Origin of the sequence: Vibrio ostreae (assembly GCF_019226825.1) — a bacterium.
In the GTDB taxonomy this organism is placed as follows: Bacteria; Pseudomonadota; Gammaproteobacteria; order Enterobacterales; family Vibrionaceae; genus Vibrio; species Vibrio ostreae.
The window spans coordinates 320602-340673 of record NZ_CP076643.1; the positions used below are offsets into that span (position 1 = coordinate 320602).

Genomic DNA, 20072 nt, shown 5'->3' on the forward strand with positions numbered 1-20072 from the left:
TGGCGGCTATTGCCTCGGATCAAGCTCACTGGTTTGCTGGTCTCGTACAAAGGCTCAGGCTGACATCACCCGGCCACTGAAATACTCATTGGCGACAATGTATTCCGTATTGCGAATCAGCTCATCATTGACCTCAGCCCAGTGGGCGGTTTCGTCGTTGGCTGAAATCATCGGCACCACGCCGCCTACCCGGATATTAAACGGAGTCAGATCTCTGGCCCAGCTCTGGGTAAAGCCGGATACCATCGAGGTCGCGTTTTCAATCCCCGGCATATCCTGGGGGGAGTTGTAGGACAGCACATTGACGATGACGCCTTTGGTGTTATGTTTGCGCATTCTTTCCGAACAGACTTGACCAAACGTGAACATCGACGCCGCCATCAAGGCCAGTTTCTCGATAAAACGCTCGGTTGGTTGGTGGTCGGTTAACGCAGGAAGCGCAGCGTTGGGCCAGTTGTTGATCAGCACATCCGGTACGGTTTGATAATGCCGTTCAATGTCATCCAGCATGGCCTGAATACTGGGTAAGCCATAATCGCTTAACGGATAGGCCCGAATATGTCCGCTGATGTCCTGACAACGCTTACGAGTCTCTTCCAGCCCGGCACTATCGGTATCACACAGCACTACGCTTGCGCCAAGTCGGGCAAAATGCAGCGCCAGTGTACCGCCAAGCAGTGAGCTTGCTGAAGTAATCAACACCAGTGAACTTCCAATATTCATCTTGAGCCTGCCTTTGAATGTTATTATCGATTTGGCGGTGGAACAGGTTGTTTCAGGATGGCCGAAGAGATGCAGCAGCGATGTGAATAAAGTCAAAGAACCCGGGGTGGCGGCTTAATCATGATCAAATGTTTGCACTTATTCACACTCCGTGTCGGTAGCGGCGTAACGAATTACATCCGGCGCCAGGACGGGATCGCAGCATGGTGCGTCAAAAGGGGATGAAATCTGCAATAAGGTGATCGTATCGGGCACAAGGTAATTAAACCTGGGCGTGAATCTGATCCTGACGCCAGGCGGTATTGAGTTGCGGGTAGAGATCCGCCGGGATAAGGCTTGGCGCCGTTTTCTGTGCCAGATGACGCCGTTCGTGACCAGATAGGTTGAGGTAAACGTCTTCAGGAAGATCCTGAGTATCTTCAGGCAGATAGGTCAGTACTTCCGGCTGCAGATAATGGGCAAGTTTGGCACTGGCCAGGCCGCCGTGATGGAACATGTCCGCCTGACGGGCTGAAATAGCGTATGAACTCTGATCATTACGCAGTGCCTGGGGGTTCTGCAGGGCAAAGCGTTTACGTAGAATATCATCGCTGGTCAGCGGTTGTTCAACCTGCTCGACTGGTGTGTTGTCACGCACATCAGCTGAAAACATCGCAAGCAGCAGAGAAAAGTCGGCGCGACGTCCTTGCTCGACGGCATGGCTGATGCCACGGCCGAACTGCAGTTCGTTAATAATACCGGCTTTGTCTAAGGTGTGTACTTGCATGCTGCTCTCCGCTTGATGCCCTATGTAGCGGCAGCGGTCAGCAAAGCTTTAGACAAATTTTTGCTTAAAAACCAATATATTTCGTGATTAAAGCCCACAAAAAAGCCCGCAAAAGCGGGCTTTAAGCAAGATTACTGGATCAGTAAGCTGCGATTACTTCGCTAGGTTCGCTGCTACGAATTCCCAGTTAACCAGAGCCCAGAAACCGTTCATGTAGTCTGGACGCACGTTGCGGTAATCGATGTAGTAAGCGTGTTCCCACAGGTCAACAGTCAGCAGCGGAGTCGTACCCGCTTCAGTGATTGGAGTGCCTGCGTTAGACGTGTTTTCGATAGCCAGAGAGCCGTCCGCTTTCTTAACCAGCCAAGTCCAAGAAGAACCGAAGTTGTTGATTGCTGCTTCAGTGAACTTCGCTTTGAACTCTTCGAAAGAACCAAATGCAGCGTTGATAGCATCAGCTACTGCGCCAGTTGGTTCGCCGCCGCCGTTTGGAGACAGGCAGTGCCAGTAGAAAGTGTGGTTCCAGATCTGAGCTGCGTTGTTGAACACGCCGCCAGTAGACGTTTTGATGATCTCTTCCAGAGTTTTACCTTCAAACTCAGTACCTGGGATCAGACCGTTCAGCTTAACCACGTAAGTGTTGTGGTGTTTACCGTGGTGGTAGTCCAGAGTTTCTGCAGAGATGTGTGGTTCCAGTGCATCTTTTGCGTAAGGAAGAGCTGGTAGTTCAAATGCCATTACTCGATTCTCCATATATTTGAAAGAGTTATCTCTTTCGGATTGCTTCCAGTGTTTTTATTTTCGTCGATACGACTGACTTGCGATCTATTTTAGCAAGTTTTTACTTTATTAAAAGCCCAATCTTGAGAAAAATCGTTAATCCAGCCACGCAGGTCAATTGATCAAGTAGTCGATCATTCAACAGTGTAAATGGATCCAGAGCGTAAACCGACTCTTGGCAAAGTAGGCGCCTTCTGCGATAAAGGCAAGTCAGAAAGTTAATTTTACCGTTTGTACAAAGCTGCGCCAGAAACCATAATGATAATGGGCTTTTTATTCTCTATTAATGATTTAGAATGTGGCTCATCAAAATTAAACTCCATTAAGAGGAAGCAATGGAAACCATCGATAAAATCAAACAGCAAATTTCAGAGAACGCGATCCTTCTGTACATGAAAGGTTCACCTAAGCTACCTAGCTGTGGTTTCTCTTCTCAGGCATCTCAGGCTCTGATGGCTTGTGGTGAAAAATTTGCTTACGTTGATATCCTGCAAAATCCTGACATCCGCGCTGAACTGCCAGTTTACGCTCAATGGCCAACTTTCCCGCAGCTGTGGGTTGAAGGCGAGCTGATTGGTGGTTGTGACATCATCATTGAGATGTTCCAGAAGGGCGAACTTCAGCCACTGATCAAAGAAGCTGCCGCACGCGCAGCGAGCAGCGAAGACTGATATTCGTCGAAAACACTGTATAAAACTACAGTTTTTCTTGATTTCCTAAGGCCACATTCGATAATGTGGCCTTAATTTTTTCTAGTCGTCCGTCAGGTTATGAGCCGTTTATTTATTGCAGAAAAACCCAGCTTAGGCAGAGCGATTGCCGACGCATTACCCAAACCGCATAAAAAGGATCAAGGTTTTATTCGCTGCGCCAACGGTGATGTGGTGACCTGGTGTATTGGCCATCTGCTCGAACAGGTCGAGCCTGATGCTTATGATGAACGCTACAAGAAGTGGAATCTGGCTGATCTGCCCATCGTGCCCGAGCAGTGGCAACTGAGAGCGAGAAAATCAGCCAGTAAGCAATTGAGTGTGGTGCGTAAACTGCTGAAAGACGCCAGTCAGATCGTTCATGCCGGCGACCCGGACCGTGAAGGACAGTTGCTGGTGGATGAGGTGATTGATTACTGCAAAGTCAGCAAAGGCAAAAAAGAGACGATGGAGCGTCTGCTGATCAGCGACTTGAACTTACCGGCAGTAAAAAGAGCGCTGTCATCGATGCGCAGTAACCGCGAGTTTATTCCGTTGTCGGTTTCGGCATTAGCACGTTCACGCGCCGACTGGTTGTACGGGATGAATATGTCCCGTGCCTATACCCTGCTCGGCCAGAAGGCGGGTTATCAGGGCGTGTTGTCGGTCGGTCGGGTGCAAACGCCGGTGTTAGGGCTGGTGGTGCGGCGTGATGAAGAAATTGAGCAGTTTGTGCCGAAAGATTACTTTACCCTGGATGCGTTGATCCCTTACCAAGACAGCAGTGGGGCGTTTGATATCCGTGCGCGCTGGCAGCCGAGTGAAGCGTGCAAACCCTGGCAGGATGAAGAAGGGCGGGTGCTCAACCGTAAGCTGGTGGAAAATGTGGCCGGGCGGATTGCCGGCCAGCCAGCCAAGGTGCTTGAATCCGAGCAGAATCAGACCAAACAGTCAGCGCCGTTGCCTTATTCCTTATCCGCGCTGCAGATTGATGCGGCGAAACGGTTTAATCTCAGTGCCCAGCAGGTACTGGACATCTGTCAGGCGTTGTACGAGAAACATAAGCTGATTACTTATCCGCGTTCCGATTGTCGTTACCTGCCCAAAGAGCATTTTGCCCAGGCAGGAGCGGTGACGGCGGCAATTGCACACAATGCCAGTGAACTGACCAGTGCGGTGAGTGGTGCCGATTTAAGCCGCAAATCCAAAGCTTGGAATGATGCCAAGGTGGATGCCCACCACGCGATTATTCCCACGCCGAAGCAGGCATCCGTCAATGCGTTGTCGGCTCAGGAAATGAAAGTCTACCAACTGATTGCCCGTCAGTATCTGATTCAGTTCTATCCGCCTGCGCTTTACGCCGAAGCGAAACTGGTGTTCGATATTGCCGGTGGCACCTTTATTGCCAAAGGGCGCCAGTTGCTCTCCGCCGGTTGGAAAGCCCTGACCGGACACAAAGATGAGCAGGATGAAGGCGTCGATACCGTTCCGCCGTTGCCGGTTGGCACTGTGCTGACCTGTCGTGAAGGGGAAATTAAGGATCGTAAAACCGAGCCGCCGCGTTATTTTACCGAAGCGTCTCTGCTGCAGGCCATGACCGGGATCGCTCGCTTTGTGGCCGATAAAGAGCTGAAGAAAATTCTGCGTGATACCGATGGGCTCGGGACAGAGGCGACCCGGGCCGGGATCCTTGATACCTTATTCAAGCGTCAGCTACTCAAACGCGAAGGTAAGTTGATTAAAAGCTCTGCGGCCGGACGCGGTCTGATTCATGCCTTACCGCAAGAATCAACCTATCCGGATATGACGGCCCACTGGGAGCACCAGTTGCAGGCTATGGCTGAACGCGGCCAGGCTTATCAGCCGTTTATGCAGGCATTGCAGCAACAAATTGAAACGCTGATGCAGCAGGTGAAAACCGGCCCGGTTCCGGACTCACTGCGCGCGTTACCTGCGGTTGAAAAGCCGACGTTTAAACGTAAACGACGCAGCTTTAAAACGAAGCCGAAAGGCCAGGCGTAACAAGGTAGCGGGCAAATAAGAAAGGCCCACCCGGAGGGAGATCCGGACAGGCCCTGAGTTATTGTGTGCCGTGCGGCTCACAGAGTCGGTTGCGGCTGTGCTGTTCGGCTTAGTCGTCGCTGTCTAGCTGTTGACCTGGACGGCGTGTGGCTTTACCTCGCTTTCAACCGATTTAATCTGCTCGTAAGGCAGGCCGACGTACTGCTCGGCAATCAGCTTCATGCCAGATTCACTGTGCAGATAGAATTCCAGTTCAGAATCGGCCATCTTTTCCACAAATGAACGTTTATCCTCATGTTCTTCACCAAAGTGATGCAGCATGCTGGTCATCCACCAGGAGAAGCGTTCCGCATTCCACACGCGACGCAGACAAACATCCGAATATTGTTCCACCACCTGACGTGGCTGGCCTGCATAGTAAGCACTCAGCACCTGATACAGGGCAGCCACATCTGAGGCGGCCAGATTCAGCCCTTTGGCGCCCGTTGGCGGCACGATGTGCGCCGCATCACCGACCAGGAACAGATTGTTGTGCTGCATCGGCTCACAAACGAACGAGCGCAGCGGGGCGATGCTCTTTTCAATACTGGGCCCGGTTTGCAGCTTGGCGGCTTCTTCGGCCGGCAAGCGCAGTTTCAGCTCCTGCCAGAAGCGTTCATCGCTCCACTCTTCGACCTTTTCACTGTTTGCTACCTGAAGATAATAACGGGAACGGGTTTCCGAGCGCTGGCTGGCCAGGGCAAAGCCGCGTGAGTGTTTGCAGTAAATCAGCTCATCACACACTGGGGGAGTGTCGGCAAGCAAACCCAGCCAGCCAAACGGATAAATCCGTTCATATTCAGTACGGATGTCTTGCGGAATACTCGGACGTGACACACCATGATAACCGTCGCAGCCAGCGATAAAATCACATTCTATCTGGTACGGTTCGCCGTCCATTTCAAAGCAGACACGGGCTTTGCTTTGAGGCGAATTGTGGATCTGGTTCACTGGCGCGCTATAAAAACTGGTTTGGGCCGACGCTTGCCGGGCCTGCATCAGATCGCGGGTCACTTCGGTCTGGCCGTAGCAGGTGACGACTTTGCCGTCCGTCAGTTTTGTTAGATTAACGTGAGTCTTCTTGCCTTCTACACTGATGTAAATACCGTGATGCACTAGGCCTTCTTGCTCGAGACGTTGCTCGCAGCCTGCTTGCTGCAGTAGCTCAACGAAGCCCTGCTCAAGAATGCCGGCACGGATCCGATCCTGCACATGTTGTGCAGAGCTGCGTTCGATAATGATGTTATCGATGCCTTGCTTGTGCAGCAGTTGGCCCAGTAATAGTCCGGAAGGTCCGGAGCCAATAATGGCCACCTTGGTTTGCAACGTTTTCATGGTGTGCTCCTTGCTCGTTATAGTAAGGCTAGCGCCAGTGACGGAAAGGCGATCAACAGGCCCAGCCGGACAACATCCGACAGGATGAAAGGTATGACGCCTTTGAAGATATCGGTGACATTGAGCTCTTTATCCAAGGACTTGATGACAAATACGTTCATGCCGACCGGCGGAGTAATCAGGCCGACTTCGACGGTAATCACCGCCACGATACCAAACCAGATAGGGTCGAAACCGGCCGCCTGAATCAACGGAAACACCACGGGAACCGTGAGCAGCAGCATAGCGATGCTGTCCATGACGCAGCCCATCAGAATAAACAACATCAGTACGGCAAATAGCACCATGTAAGGCGACATGTTGAGGCTTTGCACATAGTCGACCAGAGAATAAGAAATGCGCGACACAGACAGGAAGAAACCGAAGATTTCAGCGCCGATGATCATAAAGAAAATCATCGCAGAGATAGATAAGGTTTCGTTAATCGCTTCAACAAACATGGCCCAGGTCATACCGCGCATCAGCGCAATCGCCAGGGTGAGTGCGGCGCCGATGGCCGCTGCTTCAGTCGGGGTAAAGAACCCGGCGTAAATCCCGGCGATGATAAAGGCAAAGATGGCAGTGAACGGTAGCAGTCCTTTCAGACCGGCCAGTTTTTGCATCAGGGTGGTTTTTCCCCTGGCGTGGCCAGATGAGGGAACAGCCATACGGTGACCGCAACGGCCAGGCAGTAAAACGCCAATCCAAGCAGGCCAGGAATGACTCCCGCGATAAACATATCACCGACCGACTGTTCGGTGATCAGGGCGTACAGCAGCAGAGCAATTGAAGGTGGGATCATAATGCCCAGCGTACCGCCGGCTGCCAGAGTACCTGTCGCCAGTGAGACCGAATAGCCATTGCGTTTCATTTCTGGCAGTGCCACACGCGACATACTGGCCGCGGTCGCCAGCGATGAACCGGAAATGGCCGAAAAGATGCCGCAGGATGTCACCGCAGCCAGCGCCATTCCGCCACGCCAGGAGCCGAACAGGGTCTTAGCACCGTTGAACAGCTCTTGTGACATCCGTGCTTTGGAAGCGAATACGCCCATTAAAATGAACATCGGAATCGGACTGAAGCTGTAGTTGGATAGGGCATCAAACGGGGCACTGTCTAAAATGGCCACCGCGGGCTGAAACGCAACGATCGAGGCAAAGCCGACAAAACCGGTGACTGCCATTGATAACGCAATCGGGGCGCGAAACGCTATCATGATCAACATGATGGCGATGCAGATAAAACCAATCATAGGCGCGTCCATTACATCACCTCTTTATGCTGTTGATTCGAGTGGGGAAGCGACGTTGCATGCGCTTCAGTGGTTGTGTCCTGGTTGCGATGATGAGAGCGGATCAGTTCCCAGATCAGCAGCAGGCAGCGCAGGGTCAGCATGGCGGTCGCGAACACCACTATGCGATAAACCCATGGCATTGGGATCATGAGATCCTGGGTGGTTTCACCACTCAGGATGGCGCTCTCAATGGCATCGTAAAAACGGTAGGTCATACCGGCGCCAAGCAGAGCAAAACCAAGCAGGTAGAAGGATTCGAGATAGATTTTTGCCCGCTCGGACATGCGATCGGTAAACAGATCGACCACTACCTGAGCATCACCGACCGACTGAGGCAGGGTAAATAAAATGGTAAACAACAGGCCGTATTTGATCAGCTCAACACCGCCGATAAAGGTCAGCGCAATCGCACCGTCACTGAGGCCATACAGGGTACGGGTCAGGACATCAATCAATGTCACCAGCATCATGCTTATCAGCAGTACACCGCTCAGCACGTGCATGGCTTTTGCTATCTGATTGATAAAATTTCTGCATGCAGTCATAACATTACTCCCGATAGACATCGCTTAAACCGGATTCGTGCAGCTGCCGGCAGACAACGCCAGGGCACGCTGATAAACCGCTTTGGCTGGTAAGCCTTTGGCTTCGAGATCATCCAGGTACTGCTGAGTAACACTATCCAGTACCGGTTTCCACTCGCTGTTGAAGTGATCAGGGCTGATGGTGGTGATCTGCTGGCCTTTTTGTTTGGCCTCGGCCATGCCCTGGCTATCGAGTGCATCGAACGTTTCACCCGCTTTTAATGACCACGACATGCCGGAGTTTTTATCAATCACGGCTTTCAGTTCCGGTGCCAGGCGGTTGTAGACGTTTTTATTCATGGTCACAACGAAAGCGAGCGAATACAGGCCACCCAGATCGGTGTGGTTATTCGCCTGTTCATTGATTTTAAATACTTTTGCCCCTTCCCAAGGCAGGGCGACCCCGTCAATCACGCCACGTTGCAGTGACTGGTAAGAGTCCGGTGCCGGCATGCCGACCGGTAGGGCATTGAGTTTTTTCCAGTAAACCGGCGACGACTGAAGTCGGACGACGGATACGCAGGTTGGCCAGATCTTGTGGTGTTTCGACTTTTTTGTCTTTGGTATGCAGCAGGCCCGGACCATGGGTAAACATGAACAGCGGTCGGGTATCTTTGTATTCGGATGCGATCAGACCTTCGGTGTAAAGATGTTCAATCACACAAGATCCCTGCACGGCGCTTTTGACTACGCCGGGCAACTCGACGATCTGGGTAAGCGGAAAGCGGTTGGCGGTATAGCCTTGCACCGTAGCGGTCATATCAAGAATCTGGTGACTGACGGCGTCGTATTGCGCCGGAGCTTTGGCCAGAGTGGAACTGGCGTAGATATCGACGTTGATCCGGCCATTGGAGTCCTGTTCGACCTGGTCAGCCCAAGCCTGGAACAGATCAGTGTGTATTGCCGACACCGCTGGCCAGAAATGACCAAAGCGCAGGTTCACGTCCGCAGCCTGAGCTGATGCAGCCGCGAGTAAAGTGCCGATTGTGCAGGCAGTCAGGGTGGTTATCTTTTTCATCATTCGCATCCATACTCATGTTTATTTTCACGTTATCGCCAGGCGGTCTGCTCGCCAGCTACAGGCTGAAAACAGGGGCCGGGAGGGCAGATATCCCGGCGCTGCGTCCATGCAGCTGTTGGCGGTTATTAAAATTCTTCGGTATCAATCTCCGTCTGGGTGGCGGCGTTATAGCGCGGTCCGGCCACCCGGTTGTGGTTGATGAGATCATCCAGCGCGGCAACCATGTCAGCACTGAGGATCACTTCACTGGCAGCGATGTTTTGCGCCAGATGGTCAAGGTTGGTGGTGCCCGGAATGGAAACCAGCTCGACCTGCTGACTGTTGAGCCAGGCCAGAGCTAACTGCGCCAGGTTGATATCCAGTTTTCCTTCTGCATGCCAGACATCGAGTTGTTGTTGCAGACCGTCAATCAGGCTCAGATTACGGGCGAAGTTGCGCTCGGCGAAGCGCGGCATCGCACGGCGGATATCTTTGTCGGCCAGAGCCTGACTGTCGCGCAGGGTTCCGGTCAGCATGCCGCGTCCCAGCGGACTGAATGCCACCAGGGTGACATTTAGCTCGCGGCACGCGTCAAGCAGAGCGATTTCCGGATTACGGGTCCAGAGTGAATATTCACTCTGGACCGCGCCAATAGGATGCACCGCATGCGCTTTACGCAATGTGGTGGCAGAGACTTCGGACAAACCGATTTCACGAATTTTGCCTTCTTCGACCAGACGGCTCAGTTCACCGACCGTTTCTTCTATCGGGATGGTTTTATCCCAGCGATGCAGGTAGTAGAGATCAATCACATCGGTATTGAGGCGGCGCAGACTGTCTTCACACTGACGGCGGATCAAAGCCGGGTCACCACTGATCTGTTTGGTTCCCTGTGGGTCGATATACATACCGCATTTACTGGCCAGCAAAAATTCATCCCGTCGGTGCATGACGGCCTGGCCCAGTAGAGTCTCGTTGGCACCTGCGCCGTATAAGGTTGCGGTGTCGAGATGGTCATAGCCCAAGTCCAGCGCCTGGTTAAGCAGGGCTGAAGCTTCTCGAGCTGGTGTCGCCGGTCCGTAAGCATGTGAGAGGTTCATGCAGCCTAACCCGACGGCACGACTGGTCAGTTGTCCGATCTTTTTCATATCGTTACCCGTTGTTTTCCAGTAACTGCTCCAGCTTGTGCAGCGTTTCCATCGCGCTCAGACATTGCAGTACTGATGAGTTAGGCTCACGTCCCTCGCGGATGGCAGCGATAAATTCACGATCAATCAGCTCAATGCCGTTGTTGGAAACGGTCACGCCGGACAGATCGATTGGGTTGTCGTAGCCGTCGAACAGGTCATCGTAGCGGGCGATGTAGGTGCCTTCTTCACAGATGTAGCGGAAGAAGGTGCCGAAAGGCCCATCGTTGTTGAATGAGAGTGACAGGGTACAGATAGCGCCGGATGGCACTTTCAGACCGATACTCATGTCCATCGCAATACCGAGTTGCGGGTGAACCGGTCCCTGCATCGCTTGTAGCTGGCTGGCAGTCTGACCAGTCTGGTATTGGAACAGATCCACGGTATGGCAGGCGTGGTGCCACAGAAGGTGGTCGGTCCAGCTGCGCGCTTCACCTTTGGCGTTGGTGTTGGTGCGACGGAAGAAGTACGTCTGCACGTCCATTTGCTGGATATGCAGATCACCGGCAGCAATTTTGTTGTGAATCCACTGATGGCTTGGGTTAAAGCGGCGGGTGTGACCGGCAACCGCGACCAGTCCGGTCTGTTTCTGAACTTCAACCAGACGGCGGGCATCTTCGATGTTGTCGGCCATCGGGATTTCAACCAGGACATGTTTACCCGCTTCCAGACACTCAATTGCCTGGCTGGCGTGCATGTGGGTCGGAGTCGCCAGAATGACGGCATCGACAGTATCCAGCGCCAGTACTTCACTCAGGCTGTCGCTGATGACGGCGCCCGGGTATTGCTCACCCAGCGCGGTCATTTTTTCGACTTCACTTCCAACCAGCGCGGAAACCTGGACGTCATCAATTTGACTTAAGGCTTCCAGGTGTTTAGTTCCAAAAGCGCCAGAGGCACCAACGACACAAATATTCATAACGTTTCCTTTCTGTTTCCGGAGTGGTTCGCCCACTGAGTGGTTATATTGTTAAGTGGTTATATTGTTAAGTTGCGATTTTTTTGAGAGGTGCTCTTTTTGCAACAATACTTTCGCTAACTGGCGTGGTTGAGATCCAGGTGAGCCGTTCTGATATCTAAAGATTTAAATATCTCCAGTAGTCTGGTGTGCTGCGTGCTGCGAATCACAAGGTGGTCATGATGGATATCAATCTCACCGTCTATAAAGGCCGCTTGTTGGCTCTCGACCTCTTGTTGTAAACGGGCCTTATCGACGCTGCCGCTGCGCAGATCGGCGACCATCTGCCCCGGTTTGAGCTGAGGTACAAGCTCTTCCAGCCAGGGGGTGAGGTCACGCTCAGCATCACTGAGTAGGATCAGATGCGCGCTGTTAATGGCATCCGCCACTGAAAAACAGCCTTGCACCCCGCTGCTGATAAAGCGCTCCAGCTGCGTTTTACAGCTGTCATCATGTAAGGTGTTCGGGTCAAAAGCAGTAATGACACGCTCGGCCTGGTTAACCCCGAGTCTGAGCATGTTCTGCGCGGTAAGTCCGAAACCAATCAGCGCCAGTCGCGAAATTTTTGCCATGCACATTCCTTAAACGTTCAGGTAGCAAATATGTTGATGGAGTGTATTGAAGTTGTTTTATTGATGGCTAACTTAGCAAACGGAATGGTATCGGGATAATTGAAATTTAGTATTGGCTATTCAAATTTTGAATAGCCAATTTTGGATGGCCTATATCATTTTCTTATAGGTTGATCAGTGAAAGACCAATGCGGCGTATAGTTTCAACAAAAGCTTCCTGCGTCGTGGTGCCGCGCCAACTTTTACGCACTGTGATGCCGATCGCACGCTTTTGTTGTTCGGTGTCGTAATCGATCATTTCAAATGCGCCTTCGCTCAACTCTCTGTGCACCTGGTGTTTGGGCAGCATGGTCAGTTTGTCACTGCCCACCACGATTTCACGCACCAGCATCTGTGAGCTGGCTTCAACAATCTGTTGTGGCAGTGGGTGATCTTTACTGAGAAACAGCTGCTCGAACATGTGGCGTCCGGGAGTGTTCTTACGTGAAATAACCCAGCCATAGTGACATAAATCGTCCAGAGTCACTTTTGCCATTTTCCCCAGCGGATGACCTTGGCGGGCCAGGATGACGTTAGAGGTAAAAAACAGTGTTTCCTGATGCACATCGTAGGAAGGCACCGGAAAGCGCAGTGCGCCGACAATCACGTCCAGCTCGCCACGCCGTAAGTGTTCGAGTAAATCCTCATATAACCCATCGAGGACGCTGACATTAAAATCCGGACAGTTCTGAGTAAACTCATTGATTGCACTAGGTAAAATACAGGTTCTTGCCAGTGGAAGGCTACCAATGATGATACTGCCGGCGCTGACATTATTCTTGGCATCGATTTCGGCAATGCCCTGATTGATTTCATTGAAGGCCAGTTTTACCGCCCGGCTCAGGGCCTGGGCCGCTTTGGTTGGGCTGACTCCCAGGCTGGTTTTTTCAAACAAAACGGTGCCCAGATACTCTTCGAGATCTTTACACGCTCTATATAGAGAGGACTGGGATACACCAATATTACGTCCGGCCGCGGAGTAATTTTGCGCTTCGGATACGGCGACTAAAGCGCGCAGCTGTGTGGTGGTCAGAGCAAATAAACTTGGTGTGGCGGCAGCGCCGGCGGATTTATCCAGGCGGTAACTTTTCTTGATCGCCTGGGTCAGCATCTCCAGGGCCCGTTCGATCCGGAAGCTGAATAGTTCCCCTTCCGCAGTCAGGTTCATCCCGTCAGTCTTGCGTTCAAACAGCGAAGTTTTGAGCGACTTCTCAATTTTGGCTATAGCCTGAGTGATGGCTGGCTGGGATAAAAAAATGCTTTCCGATGCTTTGCTGATACTGCCGTTTTTGACCACGGCCACAAATGCGACCAAGTGGCGCAGGTTGGGTATCTTTTCCATTTTATGCGTAATCTTTCTATCTCGTTTTTTACCACTATATCAAAAACCAATACCGTTAGTGTAAATTGAAATAGCCAAAACGTAACGCAAATGTAAATACTGTGATCCACGCATTGAGTAAGTCCAATTGCTTAGTGACAAGGGAGCAGACTAAGTATGATTATTGATTGTCATGGCCATTACACGACAACGCCGCCACAAGTCGGTGATTATCGTGAATCACAAAAAGCCGCATTAAAACAAGACCCAGCCTATCGTGGCGAGAAAGGGACGATCCACATCAGCGATGATGAAATCCGCGAAAGCATTGATAATAACCAGTTGCGTCTGCAACAAGAGCGCGGAACCGACCTGACGATTTTTTCCCCGCGTGCCAGCTGGATGGGACACCATATTGGCAACGAGTACACCAGCCGTTACTGGACCGAGCATCAGAATGACCTGATTCGCCGCGTGTGTGACCTGTATCCGAATAACTTTGCGCCGGTAGCCCAGCTACCCCAATCACCGGGGATTACGCCGAGCAAATCCATTCCTGAACTGGTGCGTTGTGTCGAAGAGATGGGTTTTATCGGCTGTAACCTCAACCCGGATACCACAGGTGGCTTCTGGCAGGACGCTTCGCTGGGCGATCGCAGTTTTTACCCTCTTTACGAAAAACTGGTCGAGCTGGATGTTCCGGCGATGATCCATGTCAGTGCCGCATGTAACCACTGTTTCCATACCACCAGCTCTCACTATCTGGGGGCTGATACCACAGCGTTCAGTCAGTTGCTGATGTCTGATGTGTTTAAAGATTTTCCTGAGCTGAAGATCATCATTCCGCATGGCGGCGGTGCCGTGCCTTATCACTGGGGACGTTTCCGTGGTATCGCTCAGGATATGGGCTTGCCACCGCTGGAAGAGTCAGTCCTCAACAACATCTATTTCGATACCTGTGTTTACCACCAGAAAGGTATCGACCTGCTGCTTGATCTGCTGCCGGCCAAAAACATCTTGTTTGCATCGGAAATGATCGGCGCAGTAAGAGGCATCGACCCGGAAACCGGCCACTATTTCGATGACACCAAACGCTATATCGATGCCAACACCAAGCTGTCGGAGCAGGAAAAATCGATGATTTTTGAAGGCAATGCCCGTCGGGTATTCAGCCGTCTTGATGGCATTCTTAACCAGGCTTAATTCAGGAGAGTAAAATGAGTAACCACGTAGTAGTACAGAACATTGAACGCGTCGCTCCTGACATTGTGCAAGGTCTGGCGCAGTGTGGTGTGGCCACCGTGCATGAGGCGCAGGGCCGTAAAGGTTTGCTGGCGGATTATATGCGTCCTATTTACAGCGATGTGGCGGTAGCGGGCTCTGCCCTGACCATTTCGGGTGCGGCTGGTGACAACTGGATGATGCATGTCGCGATGGAACAGGCTCAGGCTGGCGATATTCTGGTGTTTGCGCCAACCTCGCCGTCAAATCACGGCTTTTTTGGTGACCTGCTTGCGACATCTGCCCAGTCGCGCGGTGTGGTCGGATTAATTATTGATGGTGGCGTACGTGATGTGCGCACGCTGAAAGAGATGAATTTCCCGGTCTGGTCTAAGCATATTTTTGCTCAGGGCACCATCAAGTCCACCCTGGGTTCCGTCAATGTACCAGTGGTTTGTGCTGATGAAGTGGTCAACCCGGGCGATGTGATTGTTGCCGATGATGATGGCGTGTGTGTGGTGCGCCGCGAAGAGGCGGAGTGGGTGCTTAATGAAGCTCGTGCCCGTGAAGCGCGCGAAGAAGCTAAACGGGTGCGCCTCGCCAATGGTGAACTGGGCCTGGACATCTATGAGATGCGTGAGCGTCTGGAACAAGAAGGCCTGAAATATGTCTGAGCAGCCTTTCTCAGCACCATGCATGTGGATGCGTGGCGGCACATCGAAAGGGGGCTACTTCCTGGCATCGGATCTGCCGGCCGATCCAACCGAGCGTGATGCGTTTCTGCTGGAGGTGATGGGCTCTCCGGATGTGAAACAGGTTGATGGAATGGGCGGGGCCAGCCCGCTGACTTCGAAAGTGGCGGTAGTGAAACCGTCTGAGCGTCTCGGTGTGGATGTCGATTATCTGTTTTTGCAGGTGTTTGTTGATCAGCCTTTGGTCGCCGATAAACAGAACTGCGGCAACATTCTCGCCGGTGTCGGTCCCTTTGCGATTGAGCATGGGTTGGTTGATGCCGATGAATTGGTGACCGAAGTCACTGTGTTTATGGAAAACACCGGTCAAATCGCAATTTGTCGTGTGCCGACACCACAAGGTCAGGTAACTTACCGTGGGGTGTCCTGTATAGATGGTGTGCCAGGTACGGCCAGCGCGATTGAAATTGAGTTTCAGGACACGGCAGGTTCCAGCAGCGGGGCCTTGCTGCCAACCGGGAACGAGGTGGATGAAATCAACGGGCTTCATGTCACTTTGATTGATAACGGCATGCCGGTGGTGGTGATTGCAGCAGACGAACTTGGATTGTCAGGCTCAGAAAGCCCGCAAGATCTGGAAAACAATCAGGAACTGCGGCTGCAACTCGAGCAACTGCGTCTGAAAGCCGGACCGATGATGAATTTGGGAGATGTCACTGAACTCTCGGTGCCGAAATTGAGTATTGTCAGCGCACCACAACAGGGCACGATCAATACCCGCACTTTCATTCCTCATCGCTGCCATGATGCCATTGGTGTGCTGGGGGCGGTGAGTGTGGCGACAGCCTGTCTGTTGCCACACTCACCGGCTAGCCAGGTGGCCCGATTGGAGAAAGCGCAGCGTATGACCCTCAGCGTTGAGCACCCAACCGGTGAATTAAGTGTTGTGGTCAGTTTAGACCAACAGGATAACGTAAAAAGCGCTGCGATTTTGCGTACGGCACGCAAGCTGTTCGACGGCGTAGTATTTGGTCGCTAAGACGACCGAAACGTGAAACATAACTAGAAGATTACAATAACAAGGACGATAAGATGGATAAAGATTACTTACCTTTTCATCCCGACCCGAGCAAGCCTACTTACGTCGCACCCGCTGGTGCGGTGGATGCCCACTGCCACGTTTTTGGTCCGGCAGAGCAGTTTCCTTACTCGCCCAAGCGTAAATATACCCCGTGTGATGCGTCGAAACATCAGCTGTTCGCACTGCGTGACCACCTCGGCTTTGCCCGTAATGTGATAGTGCAGGCGTCGTGTCATGGCACGGATAACGCAGCGTTGCTGGATGCCCTGCAAACCGCGGGTGACTTAGCACGTGGCGTGGCGGTAGTCTCACCGGACATTAGCGAGCAAGAGCTGCAGCAGATGCACGATCTGGGCGTGCGAGGTGTGCGTTTTAACTTCGTAAAACGTCTGGTCGATGCGACACCAAAAGAAGTGTTCCTCAATATCGCGCACAAGATTCGTCCTTTGGGCTGGCATATTGTGGTCTATTTCGAAGCGCAGGATTTTGACGATATCGCCCCGTTCCTGCTCGAACTCGATACCCAGATCGTTATCGATCATATGGGCCGTCCCGACGTTGCTCTCGGCGTCGACCATCCTGACTTCCAAAAATTTGCCCAGTTACTGGCTGATAATCCACAAATCTGGACCAAGGTCAGCTGTCCGGAGCGCCTGACTCAGACTGCACCGGATTACAGCGACGTGGTGCCGTTTGCCAAACATCTGGTGGAACGTTTTCCTAATCAGGTGCTATGGGGCACTGACTGGCCGCATCCGAATATGAAATCGCATGTGCCTGATGACGGTCACCTGGTTGATGTGATTCCCCTTATCGCGCCGACAGCGGAGTTGCAACAGACACTGTTGGTCGATAATCCGATGAAACTGTACTGGCAATAAAGGAGAAGCAAGGATGGCTTACGCAAAAAATGAAGTGCCTATTTTGGGTACCACGTTTTTCGACGGCAACATGGCACGCAAAGGTTATGGCCTGAACAAAATGTGTTTCTCCCTCAACGATTCCTCAGCGCGCGACGCGTTTTTTGCTGATGAGATGGCTTATTGCGATCGTTTTAACCTGAGCGAAGAGCAGAAGCAGGCGGTACGCGATCGCGATGTGCTGCGCATGATTGAGCTGGGCGGCAACATCTATTATCTGGCGAAATTTGCCGGCGCACTGGGGATGAACATGCAGGATATCGGTGCATTGCAAACCGGCATGTCACTGGAAGCGTTTAAACAGAAACTGGTCGATGCAGGGAGATAAGCAGATGGCACAAATTTTAGGCGGCATTACCACGTCACACATTCCGGCGATTGGTAAAGCGATTGATCAGGGTCTGGAGCAGACCCCGTACTGGAAACCATTCTTTGATGCTTACCCACCGGTGCGTGAATGGCTGAGCGAAAAGCAACCGGATGTGGCGATTATTTTCTACAACGACCATGGCCTGGAATTTTTTATTGACCGTAAACCGACGTTTGCGATTGGTGTGGCAGAAGAGTACCACAATGCCGATGAAGGCTGGGGTATAAAACCGATTCCGACCATTCAGGGCGAATCTGAGCTGGCGTGGCACATTTGTAATGAGCTGGTAGACAACGAATTTGACATCACGATTTGCCAGGAAATGAAAGTCGACCACGGCCTGACCATTCCGATGCAGCTGATGTGGCCGGGCTTTAAATACGATCATATCAAAGTGATCCCGGTGTGTATCAATATCGAACAGCATCCGATGCCATCACCAAAACGTTGTTATGACCTGGGCAAAGCGATCGGTGATGCAGTACGAAGTTTTGATCAGGATCTCAAGGTGGTTGTGCTGGGCACCGGTGGTCTGTCCCATCAGCTGGATGGCGAACGCGCCGGATTCATCAATAAAGAGTTTGATCTCTACTGTATGGATAAAATTGTCAGCGAACCGCAAGCGTTAACCAAACTGTCTGTGCGCGATTTGGTTGAACAGGCTGGCTCTCAGGGACCGGAACTCAGTATGTGGCTCGGCATGCGCGGTGTACTGAATCCGCAACTGACGGTGCTGCACAGTAACTACCACGTGCCGATCTCTAATACCGGTGCCGGATTACTCCTACTTGAATAATTTCCCCTACGACGTGAAATAACATAATAACAGGACCAGAACATGAAACAGACTTACCTCAAACGCCTGGCTGTGGGCATGATGATGATGAGTTCATCGCTGGCGATGGCGGCCGATTATCCGAGTAAAAACATCCAGGGCATCATTCAGTGGGGTGCGGGCGGTGCCACTGACAGCATCATGCGTTCCGTCACACCGGGGGCGGAAAAGCAACTGGGTACCGATATCATCCTCACCAACCGCAGCGGCGGTGCGGGTGCGATTGCGACCAAATACGTTAATGCCCGCGGTGCTGACGGTTACACTCTGCTGATGGGGGCGGAGCCGACCCAGATGGCTAAGGTTATGGGGCTGGGCAAACTCGATTACAGCGACATGGTGCCAATTTCGGTGCTGGCGCAGGGGATTTCAATCATCGTGGCGCGCAATGACGCCCCATACGATAACCTGCACGAGTTTATCGAATATGCGAAAGCCCATCCGAAAGAGATCAAACTGGGTTCAACCGGACCGGGGGGGTTACCTTCAGTTTTGCTGGCGATTCTGAAAAGCGCTGAACCGTTTGAAGTGACTGAGATCCCGTATAACGGTGACGGTCCGGGTATGACCGCCATTCTGGGTAACGCGATTGATGTGATGCCGACCGCATACGGCCCGGCCAAAGAGTATCTTCGCGCCGGTCAGATGAAAGTGATTGGTCTGATGGACAAAGAGCCGAATGCACACTTCCCGGATGTTAAACCGGTAACGGATTACTATCCGCAACTGGCCTCACAGCTGCCGTATAACTCCTTCTTTGGTATTTTCGTCAAAAAAGGTACACCGGATGATGTGGTGAGCAAATTGTCCGCGGCATTTAACCATTCCGCCAGCAGCGATGAGTTCAAAAACCTGATGGAGCAGCGCGGTTTTAACTATCTTGGTCTGTCTGGCAAGGAAGCGGGTGACTATGTCGAGCGTTTTCGCTCGGTAGCATCCTGGATTGCTTACGATTCCGGCATTGCCAAATTCTCTCCGGAAAAATTTAACATCAAAAAAGTCAGTCAATAATGAGGTAGCGAATACAGGCATGCGCGGCGTGCCTGTATTCGTGCACCCATAATAATATGTGAGTGAGGAGATTGACCATGGAGGTTAAATCCAGAAAACCGGGAGAATTGGTATTCAGTGTACTGATGGTATTGCTGAGTGCCGGCTTGTTGTATCAGGCATTTTTCATTTCCGACTCCCATGCGTTGAGTTCACCTGGCGCGTTTCCGATGAGTGCAGCGGCGATCATGCTGGTGTTCTCATTGATTACCGTGAAGGACACACTGAAAAAAGCACCGGTGAAATCGGCGCTGCGCGCTTTTCTGCAGCAGATTGTGCCGACCAATGTGGTGATCATGCTGGTACTGATTGGCCTGTTTGCTTTTTGTCTGGAAAGCATCGGCTTTGTGATTACCACGTTTGTTTTTCTGACCGTTACCCTGCTGCTGTTGCATCAGCGTAACCTGGTTAAAGCGGTCACCATTGCGCTGCTGGCACTGGTGGTGATTTATATTATTTTCCGTCTGGTGTTTTTGGTTATCCTGCCAGAAGGGGTGATTCCAGAAGGTGATGTGCTGTCTTATCTCTCTTCATTATTTAGCGGAGGCGCCTGAG

At 52.0% G+C, this 20072-nt stretch carries 23 protein-coding genes; 10 read left to right on the forward strand and 13 right to left on the reverse strand.

Features of this window, described 5'->3' with window-relative positions; translation table 11 throughout:
- Positions 1-54: 54 nt before the first annotated feature.
- The 3 genes from KNV97_RS07745 to sodB all read right to left on the reverse strand — a co-directional run bounded on the left by KNV97_RS07745 (position 55) and on the right by sodB (position 2227).
- Positions 55-723, reverse strand: a complete 669-nt coding sequence (locus tag KNV97_RS07745) for an SDR family oxidoreductase (protein WP_136482629.1) — start codon at positions 721-723, stop codon at positions 55-57.
- Positions 724-985: 262 nt separating this feature from the next.
- Positions 986-1489, reverse strand: a complete 504-nt coding sequence (locus KNV97_RS07750) for a VC2046/SO_2500 family protein (RefSeq protein ID WP_136482631.1) — start codon at positions 1487-1489, stop codon at positions 986-988.
- Between the two features lie 153 nt (positions 1490-1642).
- On the reverse strand, positions 1643-2227 hold the full coding sequence (sodB, locus tag KNV97_RS07755; RefSeq protein WP_136482633.1) for a superoxide dismutase [Fe]: 585 nt from the start codon (positions 2225-2227) through the stop codon (positions 1643-1645).
- 377 nt (positions 2228-2604) lie between these two features.
- Between sodB and KNV97_RS07760 the strand changes: the two genes are divergently transcribed.
- Positions 2605-2940, forward strand: a complete 336-nt coding sequence (locus KNV97_RS07760) for a Grx4 family monothiol glutaredoxin (protein WP_136482635.1) — start codon at positions 2605-2607, stop codon at positions 2938-2940.
- Between the two features lie 99 nt (positions 2941-3039).
- On the forward strand, positions 3040-4980 hold the full coding sequence (locus tag KNV97_RS07765) for a DNA topoisomerase III (protein WP_136482637.1): 1941 nt from the start codon (positions 3040-3042) through the stop codon (positions 4978-4980).
- 123 nt (positions 4981-5103) lie between these two features.
- Here KNV97_RS07765 and pobA read toward each other — a convergent pair whose 3' ends face one another.
- The 10 genes from pobA to KNV97_RS07805 form a co-directional block, all read right to left on the reverse strand.
- A complete protein-coding gene (gene pobA, locus KNV97_RS07770) occupies positions 5104-6354 on the reverse strand; it encodes a 4-hydroxybenzoate 3-monooxygenase (protein ID WP_136482639.1) in 1251 nt (416 codons plus the stop codon).
- A gap of 17 nt (positions 6355-6371) precedes the next feature.
- On the reverse strand, positions 6372-7061 hold the full coding sequence (locus KNV97_RS21935) for a TRAP transporter large permease subunit (protein WP_256612609.1): 690 nt from the start codon (positions 7059-7061) through the stop codon (positions 6372-6374).
- On the reverse strand, positions 7016-7657 hold the full coding sequence (locus KNV97_RS21940; protein ID WP_256612611.1) for a TRAP transporter large permease subunit: 642 nt from the start codon (positions 7655-7657) through the stop codon (positions 7016-7018). The genes KNV97_RS21935 and KNV97_RS21940 overlap by 46 nt, the downstream gene beginning before the upstream one ends.
- The gene (locus tag KNV97_RS07780) at positions 7657-8232 is read right to left on the reverse strand and encodes a TRAP transporter small permease (protein WP_240798099.1); all 576 of its coding nucleotides are present in this window, start codon (positions 8230-8232) and stop codon (positions 7657-7659) included. The genes KNV97_RS21940 and KNV97_RS07780 overlap by 1 nt, the downstream gene beginning before the upstream one ends.
- A 24-nt stretch (positions 8233-8256) precedes the next feature.
- Complete coding sequence (locus tag KNV97_RS21945; protein WP_256612612.1) at positions 8257-8724, reverse strand: type 2 periplasmic-binding domain-containing protein; 468 nt, start codon at positions 8722-8724, stop codon at positions 8257-8259.
- Entirely contained in the window at positions 8678-9292 is a 615-nt protein-coding gene (locus tag KNV97_RS21950; protein WP_256612613.1) for a type 2 periplasmic-binding domain-containing protein, read from the reverse strand. Before KNV97_RS21950 ends, KNV97_RS21945 begins: the two co-directional genes overlap by 47 nt.
- 125 nt (positions 9293-9417) lie before the next feature.
- Positions 9418-10419 (reverse strand): aldo/keto reductase, encoded by a 1002-nt coding sequence (locus KNV97_RS07790; protein ID WP_218562839.1) that lies wholly within the window; start codon positions 10417-10419, stop codon positions 9418-9420.
- A gap of 4 nt (positions 10420-10423) precedes the next feature.
- The gene (locus tag KNV97_RS07795; RefSeq protein ID WP_136482644.1) at positions 10424-11377 is read right to left on the reverse strand and encodes a Gfo/Idh/MocA family oxidoreductase; all 954 of its coding nucleotides are present in this window, start codon (positions 11375-11377) and stop codon (positions 10424-10426) included.
- Positions 11378-11493: 116 nt separating this feature from the next.
- Complete coding sequence (locus tag KNV97_RS07800; RefSeq protein ID WP_218562840.1) at positions 11494-11988, reverse strand: NAD(P)-binding domain-containing protein; 495 nt, start codon at positions 11986-11988, stop codon at positions 11494-11496.
- A 163-nt stretch (positions 11989-12151) separates the two neighbouring features.
- The gene (locus KNV97_RS07805) at positions 12152-13369 is read right to left on the reverse strand and encodes a LysR family transcriptional regulator (protein WP_136482647.1); all 1218 of its coding nucleotides are present in this window, start codon (positions 13367-13369) and stop codon (positions 12152-12154) included.
- Positions 13370-13525: 156 nt separating this feature from the next.
- On the opposite strand from KNV97_RS07805, the gene KNV97_RS07810 reads away from it, so the two are divergent.
- From KNV97_RS07810 to KNV97_RS07845, 8 genes are all read left to right on the forward strand, one after another.
- Positions 13526-14551, forward strand: coding sequence for an amidohydrolase family protein (locus tag KNV97_RS07810; protein WP_218562841.1), 1026 nt, complete (start codon positions 13526-13528; stop codon positions 14549-14551).
- 14 nt (positions 14552-14565) lie between these two features.
- The gene (locus KNV97_RS07815) at positions 14566-15243 is read left to right on the forward strand and encodes a 4-carboxy-4-hydroxy-2-oxoadipate aldolase/oxaloacetate decarboxylase (protein ID WP_218562842.1); all 678 of its coding nucleotides are present in this window, start codon (positions 14566-14568) and stop codon (positions 15241-15243) included.
- Positions 15236-16300, forward strand: a complete 1065-nt coding sequence (locus KNV97_RS07820) for a 4-oxalomesaconate tautomerase (protein WP_218562843.1) — start codon at positions 15236-15238, stop codon at positions 16298-16300. The genes KNV97_RS07815 and KNV97_RS07820 overlap by 8 nt, the downstream gene beginning before the upstream one ends.
- Before the next feature lie 53 nt (positions 16301-16353).
- Positions 16354-17223, forward strand: coding sequence for an amidohydrolase family protein (locus KNV97_RS07825; RefSeq protein ID WP_136482654.1), 870 nt, complete (start codon positions 16354-16356; stop codon positions 17221-17223).
- Positions 17224-17236: 13 nt separating this feature from the next.
- Complete coding sequence (locus KNV97_RS07830) at positions 17237-17590, forward strand: protocatechuate 4,5-dioxygenase subunit alpha (RefSeq protein ID WP_136482656.1); 354 nt, start codon at positions 17237-17239, stop codon at positions 17588-17590.
- Between the two features lie 4 nt (positions 17591-17594).
- Positions 17595-18428, forward strand: a complete 834-nt coding sequence (locus tag KNV97_RS07835) for a class III extradiol dioxygenase family protein (RefSeq protein WP_218562844.1) — start codon at positions 17595-17597, stop codon at positions 18426-18428.
- A 42-nt stretch (positions 18429-18470) separates the two neighbouring features.
- On the forward strand, positions 18471-19478 hold the full coding sequence (locus KNV97_RS07840; protein ID WP_218562845.1) for a tripartite tricarboxylate transporter substrate binding protein: 1008 nt from the start codon (positions 18471-18473) through the stop codon (positions 19476-19478).
- A 77-nt stretch (positions 19479-19555) separates the two neighbouring features.
- Complete coding sequence (locus tag KNV97_RS07845; protein ID WP_136482662.1) at positions 19556-20071, forward strand: tripartite tricarboxylate transporter TctB family protein; 516 nt, start codon at positions 19556-19558, stop codon at positions 20069-20071.
- Position 20072: the final 1 nt, after the last annotated feature.

Bases quoted from the DNA above. Each gene is read 5' to 3' on its own strand.
- KNV97_RS07745 (WP_136482629.1), bottom strand. From the start codon at position 723: ATGAATATTGGAAGTTCACTGGTGTTGATTACTTCAGCAAGCTCACTG.
- KNV97_RS07750 (WP_136482631.1), bottom strand. From the start codon at position 1,489: ATGCAAGTACACACCTTAGACAAAGCCGGTATTATTAACGAACTGCAG.
- sodB (WP_136482633.1), bottom strand. From the start codon at position 2,227: ATGGCATTTGAACTACCAGCTCTTCCTTACGCAAAAGATGCACTGGAA.
- KNV97_RS07760 (WP_136482635.1), top strand. From the start codon at position 2,605: ATGGAAACCATCGATAAAATCAAACAGCAAATTTCAGAGAACGCGATC.
- KNV97_RS07765 (WP_136482637.1), top strand. From the start codon at position 3,040: ATGAGCCGTTTATTTATTGCAGAAAAACCCAGCTTAGGCAGAGCGATT.
- pobA (WP_136482639.1), bottom strand. From the start codon at position 6,354: ATGAAAACGTTGCAAACCAAGGTGGCCATTATTGGCTCCGGACCTTCC.
- KNV97_RS21935 (WP_256612609.1), bottom strand. From the start codon at position 7,061: ATGGCTGTTCCCTCATCTGGCCACGCCAGGGGAAAAACCACCCTGATG.
- KNV97_RS21940 (WP_256612611.1), bottom strand. From the start codon at position 7,657: ATGGACGCGCCTATGATTGGTTTTATCTGCATCGCCATCATGTTGATC.
- KNV97_RS07780 (WP_240798099.1), bottom strand. From the start codon at position 8,232: ATGACTGCATGCAGAAATTTTATCAATCAGATAGCAAAAGCCATGCAC.
- KNV97_RS21945 (WP_256612612.1), bottom strand. From the start codon at position 8,724: ATGCCGGCACCGGACTCTTACCAGTCACTGCAACGTGGCGTGATTGAC.
- KNV97_RS21950 (WP_256612613.1), bottom strand. From the start codon at position 9,292: ATGATGAAAAAGATAACCACCCTGACTGCCTGCACAATCGGCACTTTA.
- KNV97_RS07790 (WP_218562839.1), bottom strand. From the start codon at position 10,419: ATGAAAAAGATCGGACAACTGACCAGTCGTGCCGTCGGGTTAGGCTGC.
- KNV97_RS07795 (WP_136482644.1), bottom strand. From the start codon at position 11,377: ATGAATATTTGTGTCGTTGGTGCCTCTGGCGCTTTTGGAACTAAACAC.
- KNV97_RS07800 (WP_218562840.1), bottom strand. From the start codon at position 11,988: ATGGCAAAAATTTCGCGACTGGCGCTGATTGGTTTCGGACTTACCGCG.
- KNV97_RS07805 (WP_136482647.1), bottom strand. From the start codon at position 13,369: ATGGAAAAGATACCCAACCTGCGCCACTTGGTCGCATTTGTGGCCGTG.
- KNV97_RS07810 (WP_218562841.1), top strand. From the start codon at position 13,526: ATGATTATTGATTGTCATGGCCATTACACGACAACGCCGCCACAAGTC.
- KNV97_RS07815 (WP_218562842.1), top strand. From the start codon at position 14,566: ATGAGTAACCACGTAGTAGTACAGAACATTGAACGCGTCGCTCCTGAC.
- KNV97_RS07820 (WP_218562843.1), top strand. From the start codon at position 15,236: ATGTCTGAGCAGCCTTTCTCAGCACCATGCATGTGGATGCGTGGCGGC.
- KNV97_RS07825 (WP_136482654.1), top strand. From the start codon at position 16,354: ATGGATAAAGATTACTTACCTTTTCATCCCGACCCGAGCAAGCCTACT.
- KNV97_RS07830 (WP_136482656.1), top strand. From the start codon at position 17,237: ATGGCTTACGCAAAAAATGAAGTGCCTATTTTGGGTACCACGTTTTTC.
- KNV97_RS07835 (WP_218562844.1), top strand. From the start codon at position 17,595: ATGGCACAAATTTTAGGCGGCATTACCACGTCACACATTCCGGCGATT.
- KNV97_RS07840 (WP_218562845.1), top strand. From the start codon at position 18,471: ATGAAACAGACTTACCTCAAACGCCTGGCTGTGGGCATGATGATGATG.
- KNV97_RS07845 (WP_136482662.1), top strand. From the start codon at position 19,556: ATGGAGGTTAAATCCAGAAAACCGGGAGAATTGGTATTCAGTGTACTG.